We start from the raw sequence: 14,813 nt of genomic DNA on the forward strand, positions 1-14,813 counted from the left end.
ATTTTTTTCTTTGCTTCTTTTTCAGTATAGAAAGCGGATGAAGTTTAGGTTAAAGAATTCACACAAATAACAAGCGACGGTCAGAGTCAGTCAATTCCATGACAAGCCGTCGCTTGGTTTAACCTAATTCTAAATAACTAGACACTTTGCAGTTCTTAAGTACTGGATTTTGGTGCTATTTATCGATAGGGAACAACTTGCTTTCGAAGACGGTCGCATAAATCGGCACATCTTTCAGCTTGTTGATGTCGATTTTGTAAGGGTCTTCTTCCAGCACCGTGAAGTTGGCTACTTTACCTACCTCAATACTACCGAGCGTATCTTCCATCCCCCACGAATATGCTGCTTCAATGGTAATGCCTTTTAGTGCGGCTTCACGAGAAAGCGCGAGATCTTTACGCAGCACATTTCCGTTGTTGGTTTGGCGAGTAGCAGCACTCCACGCCAGCAACAGCGGATCAGCCGGAGCCATTGGCATATCCGAATGCAAAGAAACAGGAATCTGCTCTTTTTCAATCGTGGCTAATCGAACCATCGCGTGCGCACGCTCTTCACCTAACCCGACTTCACCAAAACGATCACCGAAGCCCGTTACGTAATATGGATTAACACTAATAATCGCACCAAGCTCTTTCAGTTCCTTGACTTGTTCGTCGGTCGAATTGGCAAAATGAACAATCGTAAAACGGTGGTTCTCACGTGGGTATTCAGCTTGACGACGTTTCAAAATTTCAATCAGCTTTTCAACGCCTTCATCACCGTTTACATGCACGAGGATTTGGTAATCCTTCTCCCAGAACAGCTTGGTGATGTCTTCGACTTCTTGAGGGGTTTGAATCCACTCGCCATGGTGACCATCCAGATAACCGTCTTTCATCATCATTAACTGAGAGATGATTGCGCCATCGAACAGTAGCTTAACTTGGTTTTTAAAGAAGCGAACTTTGCCTTCATCAGGGAAGGTTTTGGTGATCTCTTCAACCGCTTGAACCACACCCTCTTTGCCTTTTAGGAAGTACGGTGACTTACTTTCTGGTGTAAAGAAGGAGTACATTGGCGTTTCATCAGCACCCAAGATCTCTTTATAGAGACCCACCATATCCTCTGGTATAAACGCGCCAGGTTCGTTGTAAGCCGTCACCCCTTTCTCGTGCAGCATTTCCACCATTTGCTCTAGTCCGGCACGGAATCTTGCTTCACTGCCAAGATCTTTGTAGATACGTGGTAACAGGTAAATCAACGCACCACCTTCCCAGAAATGACCATTCTCCAGATCTGACTGAGCTGCTACCTCTTTACCTTGTTTATCGATGTCTGCTTGGTTAAGACCAAACTTCTCAACAAATGCCGTGTTTACATAGAACTCATGTGCCGAACGATGCCATACACCGATTGGACGTGTTTTCGAGATCTTATCAAGATCAGCGCGCGTCAATTCACCATGGAAGAAGTTGTTGTAGCCCCATGTCCACAAGACTTCATTTGGATCCTGCATCTCTTTTTCAACGGCAGTCAGCGCGGCCAGATACTCTTCATGTCCATTCACCGCTGGCCAAGTACGACTTGGTAACTGCCACTCTTCAGGAGCAATGACCGGCATACTCAACGTGAGTGCACCGAGAAACGGATGCAGGTGCTGCTCAATAAAGCCAGGCATGATCACCTTGTCTTCTAAATCGACTTTATCCGCATTTGGGAACTGCTTCAGCGCCTGCGCTTCTTGTCCAACAAAAACAATCTTGCCGTCATCATCCGCTACCACCGCCTCTACACGAGGTTGGTCTTCATCCATCGTGATGATGGTATCAGCCAAATAGATCGTTTCACCGCTTTCCGCAGGCGTAGTTGCTTGAGCTTGCTCTTCTACCTGAGCCTCAGGTTTTGGTTCTTGTTGTTTCGCTTCTTCTGCTGGGCTGCATCCTGCCACAGCGCCAATTAACCCTAGGATGGCACCTGCCACTAACGTTCGCTTGAATGGTTTCATTTTTAACCCTTATATCACCAGTTTATTTACTGCTTTAGTTATAGAATCCCGTTCTAAAAAAGAAAGGGGAGCATGGTGTATAAAGTAAAGACCGCTTTTGTCAGGGGTGAACCGATTTCGCTCACAATCTTGAGAATGAAACAGGAATTAATTCAGAACGTTACCTATCACCGTGGTGACCAAGCGGTGATCAGAACCATTTGGTTGACTTGTCGATAGGCGAGTACAGATTTGCCTATCCGTTTTTTCTGATTTAAGCCAAAGGTGATCAATCCCAATCATGGCAAAGGATGGGACTGATACTCCTTTTATCGATGTTGGCCAACTGGCAACTGGTCGGGATTGGAAACGAGAGAACAGCTTGCTAAACCTTGGGCTTGCAGCAGAAAGGTTGAAGTCCCCAATCACAATCATTTCCGGTGTTGGGTACAAATCAGTAAGGGTTTCTATGGTTCGAATCAAGGCATTGCGGCGTTGCCATAGCGACTCGGTTCTTGGCGAGGGAGGATGCGCCGTCATTAAGGTAATTGGGTTGTCCACTTGCCATGTTGCTCGAATCACCTCTTGACCATCTGGGGTGTGATAAATCGAAACTGGATCCAAAGGATAACGACTCAAAATCATCTGATTTGACGGGTAACCAACGCCGCGCTGGCCGCCATAATAGAAAGGATAAATATCGTCGAGAAGATGAAGTTTCTCCCCCACTTGAGGCGAGAGCTCTTGCATCACCACCAAATCCGCAGGGTGTTTAAGCAAATAATTAATGAACTGATTGATATCCGGATTTTCGTAGAAAAGATTGAATTGGACGATCGTCAGCGGATTTTCGCAGGTTTGGTTGTTCGTAATTTGAGTGGGTAAGAGGAATAGAACAAAAGCACCGCTGATCGCGATTGCAGTAAGTGCCTTCACCCAATGACGGCAGACCAAAAGTACCAAAGCAAAACCTAGGTAGGCGAATAAAAGGAGAGCGGGAATCGAGGTTAGATTCTCCGCCCACCAAATATCATGAGATTGCCTTGCCACCAGCCAAATTGATGCCGGTAGAAACAACAAAATCCATTTTATGGCTCTCAGCACACGCACGGCTCGTTTAGCGATTACATATCATAAGCTTATATGTAATCACCCAACTCGCCAGTGCGCTACTGACCAATACGCAACTTATAAGCTTAAACGGTATGAACCGCTTCCGTTGCAGGCTCTGCGTTTCGCGCTTTTTCGCTCACTTCCACTTTAACCGCTGCGACCTTGAACTCAGGGATTTTCGCATGCGGGTCAGTCGCCGTTGTCGTTAAACGGTTCACCGGCGATTCAACAAAGTGGAATGGAATGAACACCACACCTTTTTGAATACGCTTAGTCACAAAGGCATTAATCTCAATGCTGCCGCGACGTGTAGACACCGTCAAACGCTGACCATTACTGATGCCTAGCGCTTCTGCGTCTTCCACGCTCACCATCGCACGTGGACCAGCAAGATTATCCAACCCTTTGGTTTTGCGCGTCATAGTGCCGGTGTGGAACTGCTCAAGTACACGACCCGTCGTCAACACAAGTGGGTACTCTTCATCTGGTAGCTCAGCCGCATAACGGAACGGTACACCCACCATTTGCCCTTTACCACGAGTAAACTGGGTTTGGTGCATGATGCGAGTACCTGCCGGGTTGTTCTTGTTGCTCGGCCATTGCACACCGTTTGGCGTGATCGCCTCCCAACGAAGACCCGCGTATTGAGGTGTCACACGTGCGATTTCATTAGTGATATCAGACACGCAGTGGTAATCCCAATCACTGCCCATGCCCATGGCATTGGCGATTTCTTGAATAATCCACCAATCTTCTTTTGCCTCACCCGGTGCCGTGACAACCGGATTCACTCGCTGAACACGTCGCTCCGTATTGGTAAAGTGCCCCGCTTTCTCTGCAAATGAGCAAGAAGGCAGAACCACGTCCGCGTATTGCGCAGTTTCTGTTAGGAAGATGTCTTGAACCACTAAGAAATCGAGCGCTTCTAAGCCCTCAATCACGTGCGCTTGGTTCGGGTCACTCAATACTGGGTTCTCACCCATGATGTACATACCGCGAACGTCACGATGGCAAGCCGCATCAATGATTTCTGTCAGGGTTAGACCTTGCTCAGAAGGCAGATTTGGCGCGTTCCATTCAATCGCAAACTTCTGACGCACAATTGGGTTGTATACCTTTTGGTAGCCTGGGAAGCTGTTTGGCAAAGCGCCCATATCACACGCGCCTTGCACGTTTGATTGACCACGCAGCGGGTTGATACCACCACCTTCAATACCGATGTTGCCACACAGCAATTGCAGGTTAGCGATAGAACGCACGTTGTCATGACCTGTCGTATGCTGAGTGATACCCATCGAGTAGTAAACAGCCGTACGATCTGCCGTACCGATCATGCGAGCCATTGCTTGAATGTCTTCAGCTTTAACGCCCGTAACCAACTCCACTTTATCGAGGTTGTAAGCTGGCGACATCACTTCTTGCAGTAAGGTATCAAAGCCGTCGACACGTTCTTCGATGTACTCTTGATCGTACCAGCCGTTCTTGATGATCTGCTGCATGACACCGTTTAGGAGCATCACATCCGTACCCGGACGGTGCGCCATATACAACTCAGCATGCTCTGCCATATCGACACGTTTCGGGTCAGCCACAATCAAGCGAGCGCCGTGGTGACGAATTGCTTGTTTGATGTGTGAAGCGATGATCGGGTGTGCTGATGTAGTATCCGAACCAATAATAAAGATCACATCCGAGTGCTTAATACTTGGGATGTCATTGGTCATTGCACCACTACCCAGTGACGCCTCAAGCCCCGTCACACTCGATGCGTGACACAAACGCGCACAGTGATCGACGTTATTGGTGCCCAGTTCACGGCGGACAAATTTTTGAAATGCGTAGTTGTCTTCATTGGTGGTTTTCGCTGAAGAGAAACCCGCTAATGCGTTGCTGCCAAAATCTTGCTTGATGCCAGAGAACTTACTCGCGACGAGTTGGATTGCCTCTTCCCAACTTGCAGGCTGCAGCCAACCATCTTTACGGATCAATGGCGTGGTAAGACGCTCTTCACTGCCAATGAAATCAAAACCAAAGCGCCCTTTCACACACAGCATGCCTTGGTTCACCGGCGAGTCCCCGCCTTTCACGTAGCGAATCGTGTTGGTTGCTTCGTCCACGAACATGGTCAACTTACAACCCACACCGCAGTATGTACAAATGGTGTCGACCGCTTTCAGATCTTCGGTACGACCTTGCGAGCGGTCACGACTATCGACCATCGCGCCTGTTGGACACACTTGAACACACGCGCCACATTGCACACAGTTCGAATCGCCCATCAGAGTTAAGCCATTCTTGTTACTTCCAAAGTGTGGACGATCGTCAGGACGTAATGCCGGACGACCTTGTTTATCGCACACAAAGTTCAGTACACCGTGCACGGCTTTGTCGCGACACGCTTGGATACACTGACCACAGCTAATACAGCGGTTGGCATCAAACTCAATAAACTCAGAGCTGCGGTCAACTTCGTACTTATGACGCAAGTCTTTCGCACGAAGATCTAACCAATCTTGATGTGATTTAACCTGCAAGGAAAAGTCAAAGCTTTGCTCAGCTTCATATTCGGTGGAGTAATCACGCAGCGCACAATCAGTATTGGCCTGACAGCCACATTCAAGGCAGCGCGCCGCTTCCTTCATCGCTTCTTCGTTATCAAAGCCCAACTCCACTTCAGCGAAGCTTTGCTCGCGTTGTGCCGGGGTCAGCTCAGGCATGATAGATCGAGCGACTTTTTGGATGTTCTCGAAGTGAAGCGGATCGACTTGAGAAAGTTTCTTCTCTTTGCGCGAGTTGAACGCCGCCTTTGGCATATCCGCCATATCGCCATTCAAAAACAGATCAATGGCTTTTGCCGCAACGCGACCATCACCCACAGCTTCAACTGCCGTTGCTGGACCACGGCGGAAATCACCAATACTGAAGATGTTGCCCGTGCCGGTGTGCATGGTCTTTTCATCTGCATCAGAGGTGTTCCAGCGCGTAAGTGGAATCGACAAGTCTTCGCCTTCGAGGAAGCTCAGATCTGGCTTTTGCGATACTGCTGCAATCACGGTGTCGAACTCTTCGGTAAAGAACTCGCCAGTTGGTTTAGGGCTTCGACGACCAGATGCATCCGGCTCACCCAACGCCATGCGCTCTAGACGAATCGCATTCACGCGTCCGGTTTCATCGGCAAGGTTTTCTGCAGGGTTAGTCAAGAAGTGGAATTTCACCCCTTCGTGTTCAGCTTCGACAATCTCGTAGTCTTCTGCTGGCATTTCGTCACGGGTACGACGGTAAATCAACGTGGTGTCTGCACCAGCGCGACGCGCAGTACGAGCACAGTCAATTGCCGTGTTACCACCACCGATCACCGCGACTTTCTGACCCGTAACGTAGTTTTGTTCGGTAACGTAATCTTTAAGGTAATCAACGCCTAAGTAGCAACCTTCAAGATCACTGCCTGTGTAATGCATTTCAACCGCTTGAGACGCGCCGACAGCCAAACACACCGCGTCGTATTCTTCACTCAATTGAGAGAGCGTGAAATCCACACCCAGCTTTTGATTGGTGTGAACTTGCATGCCATTGCGGCACATCAGTTCGATTTCTTTATCGAGAATGTCTTTTGGCAAACGGTATTCTGGGATGCCATAACGCAACCAACCGCCCGCTTTTGGCATGGATTCAAAGACCGTAACGTCGTAACCTTCATTCGATAAGTAGTAGCCAGCCGTTAGACCACCAGGACCACTACCAACGACGGCAATGTTCAAACCTTTACTTGGTTTCTTTTCTGGCACATAGGCTTCATGCGCAGACAAATCCGCATCCGCAGCATGACGTTTTAGCTGACGAATTGCGATAGGCTCATCGACTAACGAACGGCGACATTCGCTCTCACAAAATGCCGGGCATACGCGGCCAATCGATAACGGCATAGGAAGCGTACGCTTAATCACTTCAATCGCTTTTTGATGATCGTTCTGTGCGATGTGATAAAGGTACGATTGGATATCTACACCCGCAGGACAAGCGGTTTTGCATGGTGCTTCACAATCGGCGTAATGGTCCGTCATGATGCGGTTAAGTGCTTTTTTGCGATGCTCGCTTAGTTGTTCTGATTGCGTGACCACATTAAGGCCGCGGTAAACTTCAAGTTCACACGCGCGCTTAGTACCGCCGCTTTCAACTTCAACCACACACAAGTCACACGGTACTTTTTCATTACTTTTGTTCATTCCGCACAGCGATGGAATCTCAACTCCACACACTTTTGCTGCTTCTAGAAGGGTCAGCCCCTCTTCTACAATTCTATATTTTCCATCGATGACAATTTCTATCATACAACCTCCGCAGCAAAGCAAATCCACATCTGCACAAATAAAACCATACATTCTATAAGGATAAACATTTGCAAGACAAGGCGGTGTGATACAAAACTTATAAACCACATTTTTTTCGTGTCATAAAAAGAAAGCACTTCTGTCACGAAGTATCACAAGTAAGAACTCAACAAACGTTTTACTCCCTCGATTATGCAGAAACTAGTGAACGCTACTATTTTGATAAGAATGGCAATAAAATATTGACCTTCCCCTAAGGTTAACCTTTAGAATCGAAGGGTTTTCATCATTTTCATCAAACACATGGGAAAAGGTATGCACTTAAAGTCGCTGCATACAATCTGGTTAACTCTCTTCACAACACTGGTACTTTTGGTATCGAGTGTGGCGAACAGTGAGCCGTTGATGAATATCCAAATGATGTCAAAAGGCATGGCACATCATTCGTCTATGATGAGTGAAAGTGAACACTGCGGTATGCCTGGCATGATGGACGTCTCCATGACAGACGTTTCTATGTCCGAAGCTTCCGTAGCAGAAAATAGCGATGCAAGAGAAACCAGTATGAACTGTGGCGGAGGCGGAGGCATGGTTCATACCTGCTGTACTGCCGCGTGTACGATAGTTTTCGTCCCCCTACCGAATCCTATCAATAGCCCAATGCCTGTCGTTTATCGCGCAACCATTACTCCTGAAGTTGCTTCCCCAGTAGTACACGTCAGCCGCGACCTGTACCGACCTCCTATAGTTTAAGTCAGTCAAGCATTCGACCCTGCGTGTGTATCGCAGGTTGTTTTAATGCGCCTGAACGATGAGGTTACAAGGCTTTACTGTTCCCGCAATGAAATCCGCACCTCCATCGATCCGGCGAACACTGGATTTAGATTATGGATATCAAACCATACCGCTTAGCTGCACCTATTTTTATGGTGGCTCTTGTCGCTGCGCCAACCTTGGTTAACGCCGCAGGTAACGAGACGCACGCAGCGCAAAATTCCGCATCAAGTGAGCGAGCTTCAACGACCAAGCTTGCCCAACTGATCAACATCGCTTTAAGTAATGATGGCAATCGTAAGCAATACTCAGCGCAATCTGCTGCCATGCGTGAAACGGGCGTTGCAAGCTCTACCTTGATGGACCCAAAACTGAAAGTGGGTTTTGGTGGCTTGCCTGTCGACAGCTTCAAATTCGATGAAGACCCAATGACCAACATCTCCGTTGGTTTAATGCAACAGTTTGAGCGTGGCTCTACGCTTGATTTACAGCAGAAGAAAGCCAATCAACAAGCCGACGGCCTTGGACTTCAAGTTCACGCTCGTGAACTTGAGGTGGCTAACAGCATGACTCAACTGTGGTTAGAGCTAGGTTATCAGCAACGTGCGGAGCAAATCATGCTTGAGAACCGCAAGTTGATGAAGGAGATGGAAAACTTTATTCAAACCAACTATTCGATTGGTAAGAGTGAAGCGCAAGACCTGCTCAACGCCCAACTTCAAGTCAGCAAGTTAGATGAGAAACTGCAAGCCAACGCACAAATGCAACGTCGTCTTATCTCTCAACTCTCCGAATGGCTGGGGTCAGATTGGTTGGCAAACGAACAGGCTCTGCACGCGAGCAATCAATTGAACTGGGACACGCTGAACAACAAACTTGCTTCCAGCATCGACTCCACCAAGCACTACCAGCAACTCAGCCAACACCCGATGGTTAAGATGGCCGACGTCAGCATCTCTGCCAATAAAACTCAGGTAGAAATTGCTGAGCAAGCCTACAACCCGCAGTTTGGTGTGGAGGTAATGTATGCCTACCGTCAAGCTGACAACATGATGGGTGAGCCTGCCTCTGATTTGGTCAGCACTTACCTCACAATGGACATTCCGTTGTTCACAGGGGACCGCCAAGACCGCAATCTTGCTGCCGCTCAATATCAAGTTGGCGCGGCACAATCGCAAAAAGACACCTTACTAACGCAGATGAATGCCAAAGTGAACACTTTGCTGGTTGATCGCGGCAACTTAACCCAGCGTTTAGAACGTTATCAATCCACCTTATTGCCTCAAGCGAAAGCGCGCATTCAAGCCGTTGAGCGGGGTTATCAAAACAATACAGCGCAGTTTAACGATGTGATTTCTGCCACGACTGACGAGTTAGCACTGCAATTAGAGCAACAACGTCTGCTGACCGATCTCAACATCGCAAACAGCAATTTAGCCACCCTGCTCGGTGGTTTCGACTACCAAGTGGCTTCACCGGAAGCTCGCTCTATTTCGACATATTAATTTGTGATTCCCCAAGACAGTTGGGGCTACAGCTAGGCGGCAAACGACAGAATCCCATGAGCACTTTCCCTAACAAACTAAGGGATCTTCTATGTGATTTGGGTGAACGAGAGCAGGCAACAACGCTGTAGCGTCAAATGTGAAGGGGAAAATAAGGTAAAACAATGAAAACATTTAAAATTGCAACCATCGCGCTGATTGTTGGTGGTGCTTTAGGGTTTGGTGCTAATCATTTTATTACGGGCTCGGCTCACGACATGAGTGCGATGGGTGGCGAATCTGCTGCAAGCTCTAATGATCCGCTTTACTGGGTTGCCCCAATGGATCCGAACTATAAACGCGACAAGCCGGGTAAATCCCCAATGGGCATGGATTTAATTCCGGTTTACGCGGAAGATCTATCTGGTGAGAAAAGTGTACCGGGTACTATCACTATCGACCCTTCCATTGAAAACAACCTCGGTGTAAAGACAGCAAAAGTAACGCTGGAAAAATTATCACCGCGCATTGAGACCGTCGGCTATATCGCCTTCGATGAAAGTCTGTTGTGGCAGACCAACGTACGTGTTGCGGGTTGGGTTGAGAAACTCTACATCAACGCCGTCGGTGAAAAAGTGAAGAAAGGCGATGTGCTTTTCACCCTGTATTCACCAGAGTTGGTTAAGGCACAAGAAGAATTGCTGAATGCGTACCGCACTGGTCGCAACGGTTTAGTGAAAGGTGCGACAGAGCGTTTGGTGACGCTTGGTGTAGACCGTGGTCAAATCAAATCCATCACACGTAGCGGAAAAGCCTCTCAAACCATTGAAATTAAAGCACCGGCTGACGGTGTCATTGCAAGCCTAAACGTGCGTGAAGGAGGCTACCTGTCCCCTGCACAAGCGGTAATCAGTGCTGGCCCACTGGACAATGTTTGGGTTGATGCGGAAGTCTTTGAGCGTCAAGCGCACTGGATGAAAGCGGGTTCTCAAGCCACCATGACCCTTGACGCGATTCCGGGCAATGAATGGCAAGGTGTTGTCGATTACGTGTACCCAATCCTCGATCCGAAAACACGTACGTTGCGTGTGCGTCTAAAATTCCCTAATCCAGATGGCGCATTGAAGCCAAACATGTTCGCCAATATTGCCCTGCAACCCGTGACCGACGATGCAGTATTAACCATTCCTAAGTCCTCCGTCATTCGTTCCGGTGGTATGACTCGTGTAGTTCTGGCTGAGGGAGAAGGCAAATACCGCTCAGCTCGAATTGAAGTCGGTCGTGAAGCCGGAGAGCAAATCGAGGTATTACAAGGTCTGAAGCAAGATGACAAGATAGTCACCTCTGCGCACTTCATGCTCGATTCTGAATCTAGCCAATCTGCAGATCTATCTCGTATTAACGGTGTCGAACCAGAAGCAGAAACGGCATGGGCAAAAGGTGAAATCACCGGTGTAATGGAAAATCACCGTATGCTGACCATCAACCACCAGCCGGTACCAGAGTGGGATTGGCCTGGCATGGTGATGAACTTCACTTTCGCAGATGGCATTGATATGGGTGACTTGAAAAAAGGCCAAGCCATTGAATTTGAAATGCAAAAGACAGAATCCGGTCAGTACCAAATCATTGATTACAAAGCGGATAACAGCGTCATTGCAGCAGAAGTTTGGCTAACTGGTGACATCACGATGCTGATGGCTGATTTCGGCATGATCACTTTAAACCATCTGCCAGTAGCTGAATGGAACTGGGATGCAGGCGAGATGAACTTCTCTGTGGGTGAAGACGTTGATCTATCGGGTTTTGAAGAAGGACAGAAAGTTCGGTTTCTAGTTGAAAAACAAGGAGCTGACTACGTTCTTAAACAGTTAGTTCCTGCAACAACAGCCGTCGAGGGTTAATTATGATCAATGCTATTATTCGTTGGTCACTGAGCAACCGATTCCTAGTGTTGGTCGCGACCTTAGCCCTTGTATTAGGCGGACTTTACAGTGTAAAGAATACGCCTGTTGACGCCATTCCGGATCTCTCTGATGTGCAAGTGATCATCAAGACAAGTTATCCGGGTCAGGCTCCTCAAGTCGTCGAGGACCAAGTTACTTACCCACTCACCACCGCCATGCTTGCCGTGCCGGGTGCTGAGACAGTTCGTGGCTACTCTTTCTTTGGTGACTCTTACGTTTATATCATTTTCAACGATGATACCGACATGTACTGGGCACGTTCGCGCGTGTTGGAGTACTTAAGCCAAGTAGCACCAAAGCTGCCACCAAACGCAAAACCGACGTTAGGTCCTGATGCGACTGGCGTAGGCTGGGTTTACAGTTACGTATTACAAGACAAAACCGGTAAGCACGATTTGGCCGAACTTCGTAGCCTGCAAGACTGGTTCTTGAAGTACGAACTGCAGACGGTTGATGGCGTTTCTGAAGTCGCGACCGTTGGCGGCATGGTTAAGCAGTACCAAGTACAAATTGATCCTGCCAAGCTGCGTGCATACAACCTCACTCTGCAACAAGTGAACATGGCGATCCAAAACGGTAACCAAGAAACCGGCGCGTCCGTTATCGAAGTTGCGGAAGCCGAACACATGGTTCGTACCACGGGTTACCTAACCAGCATTGAAGACATCAAATCACTGCCTCTAAAAGTCACCGAGAAAGGCACGCCGTTGCTATTAGGTGATATCGCAGACATTAACCTTGGTCCACAGATGCGTCGTGGTATCTCAGAGCTCAATGGCGAAGGAGAAGCCGTTGGTGGCGTTATCGTAATGCGCTTTGGCGAGAACGCGAGTGAAGTCATTGCAAAAGTAAAAGACAAGCTTGCAGACCTACAGCGCGGCCTACCAGAAGGTGTTGAAATTGTTGCGACTTACGACCGTTCGACTCTAATTGATGCAGCAGTAGAAAACCTATGGAAGAAGCTCGCAGAAGAGTTCATCGTCGTTGCGATTGTGTGTGCGTTGTTCTTATTCCACATTCGTTCTTCGTTGGTTATCGCTCTGAGCCTACCGGTCGGCATTCTCACTGCGTTTATCGTGATGCATTGGCAAGGTATTAATGCCAACATTATGTCCCTTGGTGGTATCGCGATTGCCATCGGCGCCATGGTGGATGGTGCAATCGTTATGATCGAAAACGTTCACAAGCACATTGAACGAACGCCACTGACCGATAAAAACCGATGGCAAGTCATCAGTAAGGCGGCCGAAGAAGTCGGCGCTCCGCTGTTCTTCTCATTGCTGATCATTACTCTAAGCTTCGTGCCTGTGTTCGCCTTAGAAGGTCAGGAAGGCAAGATGTTCTCGCCACTTGCCTTCACTAAGACGTACGCCATGGCAGCGGCAGCAGGTTTGGCAATCACACTCGTCCCTGTACTTATGGGCTACTTCATTCGCGGTAAGGTATTACCTGAGCACAAAAACCCGGTTAACCGCGGCTTGGTCGCGTTGTACCGTCCGCTGTTGAACACCAGCTTAAAATACCCTAAGACCATGATTGTTATCGCATTAGGTCTAATGGCGTCGGCTTATTACCCAACCAGTAAGCTGGGTAGCGAGTTCATCCCGCCGCTGGATGAAGGTGACTTAATGTACATGCCAACAACCTATCCGGGCATCTCGATTGGTAAGGCTCGTGAGCTGCTACAGCAAACCAATAAGCTGATCAAAACCGTCCCTGAAGTACAGACGGTATGGGGCAAGATTGGTCGAGCTGAGACCGCAACCGATCCAGCGCCACTCACCATGATTGAAACCGTGATCCAGTTGAAGCCACGCGATCAATGGCGTGAAGGGGTGACGACAGAATCACTGCGTAAAGAGTTCGATGATCTAGTGCAATTCCCAGGATTAACCAACGCTTGGGTAATGCCGATCAAAACGCGTATCGACATGCTGGCAACGGGTATCAAAACCCCTATCGGCATTAAGATCGCCGGTCCCGATCTGAAAGTGATTGAGAAGATCGGTTCTCAGTTGGAGCCAATTCTTAACGGCGTACAAGGCACCGCATCGGTTTATGCAGAACGTGTAGCAGGAGGTCGCTATGTCACGATCGACATTAAACGTCGTGCCGCAGCACGTTACGGCTTGAGCATCAAAGACGTTCAGCAAGTGATCTCCACTGCGGTGGGCGGCATGAATGTGGGTGAAACCATCGAAGGCTTGGAGCGTTACCCAATCAACGTTCGTTACCCACAAGACTACCGTGACTCAGTAGTTAAACTGCAAAACCTGCCGTTAGTCACTCCAAATGGCGCTCGTATTGCACTGGCTGATGTCGCGGACATCCGTTACGAAGACGGCCCTCCAATGATCAAGACAGAAAACGCACGCCCGAACGGCTGGGTATTTGTCGACATCGATGGCCGTGACCTTGGTTCTTACGTCGTAGAAGCGCAACAGGTCGTGGCCGATCAACTGGATCTTCCTGCGGGTTACTCACTGGCTTGGTCTGGTCAATATGAATACATGGAGCGTGCAAAAGACCGCTTGAGTGTCGTGGTACCAATCACCATCGCCATCATTATGCTGCTGCTTTACTTCAGCTTCCGTCGTGTCGGCGAAGTGATGATCATCATGCTTACCCTGCCGCTCGCTATGGTCGGTGGTTTGTGGCTCATGCATATCCTCAACTACAACTTCTCGATTGCCGTTGGGGTCGGCTTTATTGCCCTAGCAGGTGTCGCGGTTGAAATTGGAGTCATCATGCTCGTCTACCTTAACCAAGCGTGGCACTACAAAAAGCTGGATGCAGAAGAGAGCAAGCAAAAGCTTGAGGCGAAAGACCTAACCGATGCCATTCGTGAAGGTGCAGGCTTACGTGTTCGCCCAGTAATGATGACGGTACTAACGGTCATTATTGGCCTTATTCCAATCATGTACGGCGAAGGTACAGGGTCAGAAGTAATGCAACGTATCGCTGCACCAATGATTGGTGGTATGGCATCAGCACTACTACTGACGCTATTAGTACTGCCAGCCATCTTCAAGCTGTGGAAACAACGTGAGTTGCGCCAAAGCAATGCGACTAATCACCAAGCTAGCACACAAGCTAGTGATGTAAACAACAACGCTTAATCCCTACTTCCCCTCAAACGTTCAGTTTTGAGGGGAAACAACCAAATTATTAATGAATTAAAACA

Annotated in this window: 7 protein-coding genes; 4 read left to right on the plus strand and 3 right to left on the minus strand. The window is 48.4% G+C overall.

Annotation, left to right across the window (positions count from 1 at the left end; genetic code table 11):
* Positions 1–175 precede the first annotated feature (175 nt).
* The 3 genes from GXP65_RS06785 to fdhF all read right to left on the minus strand — a co-directional run bounded on the left by GXP65_RS06785 (position 176) and on the right by fdhF (position 7,404).
* Entirely contained in the window at positions 176–1,984 is a 1,809-nt protein-coding gene (locus GXP65_RS06785) for an amidohydrolase (RefSeq protein WP_045419085.1), read from the minus strand.
* Between the two features lie 147 nt (positions 1,985–2,131).
* Positions 2,132–3,067, minus strand: coding sequence for an endonuclease/exonuclease/phosphatase family protein (locus GXP65_RS06790; RefSeq protein WP_162092350.1), 936 nt, complete (start codon positions 3,065–3,067; stop codon positions 2,132–2,134).
* A 92-nt stretch (positions 3,068–3,159) separates the two neighbouring features.
* Complete coding sequence (gene fdhF / locus GXP65_RS06795; protein ID WP_162092351.1) at positions 3,160–7,404, minus strand: formate dehydrogenase subunit alpha; 4,245 nt, start codon at positions 7,402–7,404, stop codon at positions 3,160–3,162.
* Positions 7,405–7,719: 315 nt separating this feature from the next.
* On the opposite strand from fdhF, the gene GXP65_RS06800 reads away from it, so the two are divergent.
* From GXP65_RS06800 to GXP65_RS06815, 4 genes are all read left to right on the plus strand, one after another.
* Positions 7,720–8,157, plus strand: coding sequence for a hypothetical protein (locus tag GXP65_RS06800; RefSeq protein ID WP_162092352.1), 438 nt, complete (start codon positions 7,720–7,722; stop codon positions 8,155–8,157).
* Positions 8,158–8,291: 134 nt separating this feature from the next.
* A complete protein-coding gene (locus GXP65_RS06805) occupies positions 8,292–9,683 on the plus strand; it encodes a TolC family protein (protein ID WP_162092353.1) in 1,392 nt (463 codons plus the stop codon).
* 164 nt (positions 9,684–9,847) lie between these two features.
* The gene (locus GXP65_RS06810) at positions 9,848–11,566 is read left to right on the plus strand and encodes an efflux RND transporter periplasmic adaptor subunit (protein ID WP_162092354.1); all 1,719 of its coding nucleotides are present in this window, start codon (positions 9,848–9,850) and stop codon (positions 11,564–11,566) included.
* A gap of 2 nt (positions 11,567–11,568) precedes the next feature.
* On the plus strand, positions 11,569–14,748 hold the full coding sequence (locus GXP65_RS06815) for an efflux RND transporter permease subunit (protein ID WP_162092355.1): 3,180 nt from the start codon (positions 11,569–11,571) through the stop codon (positions 14,746–14,748).
* The last annotated feature ends 65 nt before the right edge of the window (positions 14,749–14,813 follow it).

This window comes from Vibrio sp. LB10LO1, assembly GCF_010092875.1.
In the GTDB taxonomy this organism is placed as follows: domain Bacteria; phylum Pseudomonadota; class Gammaproteobacteria; order Enterobacterales; family Vibrionaceae; genus Vibrio; species Vibrio campbellii.

Bases quoted from the DNA above. Each gene is read 5' to 3' on its own strand.
- GXP65_RS06785 (WP_045419085.1), bottom strand. From the start codon at position 1,984: ATGAAACCATTCAAGCGAACGTTAGTGGCAGGTGCCATCCTAGGGTTA.
- fdhF (WP_162092351.1), bottom strand. From the start codon at position 7,404: ATGATAGAAATTGTCATCGATGGAAAATATAGAATTGTAGAAGAGGGG.
- GXP65_RS06800 (WP_162092352.1), top strand. From the start codon at position 7,720: ATGCACTTAAAGTCGCTGCATACAATCTGGTTAACTCTCTTCACAACA.
- GXP65_RS06805 (WP_162092353.1), top strand. From the start codon at position 8,292: ATGGATATCAAACCATACCGCTTAGCTGCACCTATTTTTATGGTGGCT.
- GXP65_RS06810 (WP_162092354.1), top strand. From the start codon at position 9,848: ATGAAAACATTTAAAATTGCAACCATCGCGCTGATTGTTGGTGGTGCT.
- GXP65_RS06815 (WP_162092355.1), top strand. From the start codon at position 11,569: ATGATCAATGCTATTATTCGTTGGTCACTGAGCAACCGATTCCTAGTG.